The organism is Citrobacter sp. TBCS-14 (genome assembly GCF_005280805.1).
GTDB classification, from domain to species: Bacteria; Pseudomonadota; Gammaproteobacteria; order Enterobacterales; family Enterobacteriaceae; genus Citrobacter; species Citrobacter gillenii.
This window is the reverse complement of record NZ_SZWM01001184.1, coordinates 1-602: the sequence shown is the minus strand read 5'-3', so window position 1 is coordinate 602 and position 602 is coordinate 1. Positions and strand designations below refer to the sequence as shown.

The window sequence follows — 602 nt, the reverse complement described above, 5'->3', positions numbered from 1 at the left end:
GGCTGCCAGTCAGCGTACATCGCAAATTTACCCATTGGTACGGCAACCGGTGCCGCTTGCGGCTCTTCATAAAATTGGGCATCTAATGTTACATCGCTTCCCGGGCGTGACAGCTTCTCTTCAAGTGCCAGCAACTCTGCCAGCCGTGCAGGCGTCACCGCGTAAAACGCTGGCGCGTTGTTGGCNGCATTATTGGCGAAAACGGCCACTGCGCCACCTGCTGACTTTGCCAGCACGGCCTGGTGATCGTGTAATAAGGCGTCAATACCGACGACGTCCGGAGTCAAAATTTTACAGGGCATAATGTTTCTCAATACTGAACAACAACCGAGAAGGAACTGCTTTTATAGTAACACAGAGAGAGAGGAGAGCAGCAGATGAGGGAAGGTTCCCCCATCTGCAAAGGGGTAAACAGGTTCATTCGTTATACGCGCGGACGTTTGCGATACAACCATAATCCTGGCACGGAAAGTCCAATTGAGAGTGCGCCCACAATCGATGAGGCTTTCAGAAAATTGGTCAGCAGGGTGATCATCAGCGCTTCGCTATAGCCGAAATGACCGATCTTTACGGCGGATATCATGGCGGTGTAGGCGGAGATC

The 602-nt window shown here is 52.1% G+C and carries 2 pseudogenes; both read right to left on the bottom strand.

From position 1 onward, the window contains the following. Positions 1 to 302 (bottom strand): annotated as a pseudogene (locus tag FDX22_RS24700) (primosomal protein DnaI); the annotation flags it as partial. 122 nt (positions 303 to 424) lie between these two features. Further along, positions 425 to 602, bottom strand: a pseudogene (locus FDX22_RS32175) (hypothetical protein); the annotation flags it as partial.